Below are 2057 nucleotides of genomic sequence, written 5' to 3'. Positions count from 1 at the left end.
ACTCCTGATCCCCCCGCTCACGGGGCAGGCGCCCGCCGCCGCCCGCGAGCCGACGCGGATCCTCGCGCGGTGACCCCCGGTCGAGGGACGCCTCGACCTCCGGAGCATGGGTGAAGATGGGCGGATGACATCCGTGGGGGGCGTTCCGGAGCTCAGGCTGGCCGTCGTCGACGACCAGCCCCTCTACCGGCACATGCTGTCGTCGCTGCTGCGCGCGGTGCCGGGCGTGCGGAGCGTCGTGGAGGCCGGATCCGCCACGGAGGCGCGGTCGGTGCTGCGGCCCGCGGAGCTCGACGTGGCGATCCTCGACATCGAGCTCGGCGACGGGGACGGCATCGAGCTCGGGCGCCGACTGCGGTCCACCGCGCCGGGGCTGGGCATCGTCCTGCTCTCGGCCGTCGACGCGATGCACCGCTTCCTCCGCCTCGACCGCGCCGAGGCCCGCGGCTGGAGCTACCTCTCGAAGACCTCCTCCCTCACCGCCCCCGCGCTGCTCGCCTCCGTCCGCGCGACGGCGGACGGCCGCACCGTGCTCGATCCGGCGCTGGTCGCCGCCCGCGCGGCCCGCCGCGACTCCCCGGTCGCCGCGCTGAGCCCGCGCCAGTACGAGGTGCTCTCGGGTCTCGCATCGGGGCTGACCAACGCCGCGATCGGCGAGCGCCTCGGCATCGCGGTCCGCTCGGTCGACAACCACGTCAACGCCGTCTACGCGGGCCTCGGCGTGCGGTCGGACGGCGAGCGCAACCCGCGGGTCGACGCGACGCTCCTCTTCCTCGAGCACACCGGATGAGCGCCGGCCCGAGCGACACGCGCGAGGACAACCGCATCGTCCTCGGAGCGATGGCGCTCCTCGGCGGCGTCCTCTCGCTGCTGGCCGCGCTCCAGGCCGTCTTCGCGCTCGGGATGCTGTCGCGGACGCTGCGGGGCGTCGATCCGGGGCCGCTGCTCGACGTGACGACGCGCGTCCTGGTCAACGTGTCGACGATCGGGCTCGCGATCGCCCTGGTCGCGGTGCTGCGTCCCGAGCGCTCGACCGGCGGCGGCCGGGTGGCCCGGACGGCGGTCATCGCCGTGGGGATGGGACTCGTCCGCTGCTGCCTCCAGGTGCTGACCGGCGTCTACCCGCTCTCGGCCCTCCCCGCTCTCGCGGTCGAGCTGGTCGTGGGATCCACGGTGATCGCGCTGGTCACCGCCTACGGCTACCTGCTCGTGCGCGCGGCGCGGCGGGTGCGCGAGAAGGAGCGGGAGCACGCCCGCGCCTCCGTGCAGGCGCTCGAGGCGGTGCAGGCCCTGCAGCGGGAGGAGCTGCGGGTGCGGCGCGACGTCGCGCAGAGCCTGCACGGCGGCCTCCAGAACGGACTCGTGGTGCTGACCGCCGAGCTGCACGCGGTCGCTAGCGCATCCGACGAGGCGGCCTCGGAGCGGCTGCTCGCCATCGCCGCCCGGCTCGACCGGCTCCGCGAGGACGAGGTGCGCGCGGTCGGCCACGCCCTCTACCCGGTCGAGATCGACCACGGCCTGGTCCCCGCCGTCCGCGACCTCGTCGCGCGCCTCCCTCCCGAGATCGCCGTCGACCTCGACCTCGGCCGCATCCCGGCGCTCGCCGCCGAGGGCGCCGAGCCGCCGCTCGACCAGCGGATGCTCCTGGTCCGGTTCCTGGAGGAGGCGGTCACCAACGCGCTGAAGCACGGCGGCGCCTCCTCGCTGCGGGTGCGCGGCGACGAGGAGGCGGGCGTCGTGGTGCTCACCCTCGACGACGACGGCCGCGGACTCGTCGAGGGGTCGACGCGCTCGGGCCTGGCGCGGCTCGAGCGGCAGCTCGCGGTCTACGGTGGCTCGTTGGAGCTCTCGGACTCGCCCGTGCTGGCGGGGGCGCGGCTGAGGCGCGGCTCCCGCTGTCCGACGCGGACGGCGGCGGGGCGGAGTAACGGGACGGGCGCTCCCGCCGTCCCTCGCATCGAGCACAGGGCGGTCCGAGGGACGGATTCACACCGGATGGCGAGCCGTCTCCTCGTGCCCGCCCCTCACGCCGGGTAGACCAGCAGATCCTCCGGAGC

2 protein-coding genes are annotated in these 2057 nt (G+C 75.4%); both read left to right on the top strand.

Annotation, left to right across the window (positions count from 1 at the left end; translation table 11 throughout):
* Positions 1-124 precede the first annotated feature (124 nt).
* Positions 125-790, top strand: a complete 666-nt coding sequence (locus C5C37_RS16990; protein ID WP_104249995.1) for a response regulator transcription factor — start codon at positions 125-127, stop codon at positions 788-790.
* Positions 787-2037: a sensor histidine kinase gene (locus C5C37_RS17690; protein WP_181127451.1), complete on the top strand. Its 1251-nt coding sequence runs from the start codon at positions 787-789 to the stop codon at positions 2035-2037. Before C5C37_RS16990 ends, C5C37_RS17690 begins: the two co-directional genes overlap by 4 nt.
* The last annotated feature ends 20 nt before the right edge of the window (positions 2038-2057 follow it).

Source organism: Rathayibacter sp. AY1F9, assembly GCF_002932155.1.
Taxonomy (GTDB): Bacteria; Actinomycetota; Actinomycetes; order Actinomycetales; family Microbacteriaceae; genus Rathayibacter.
This window is presented reverse-complemented; position numbering and strand designations above follow the sequence as displayed.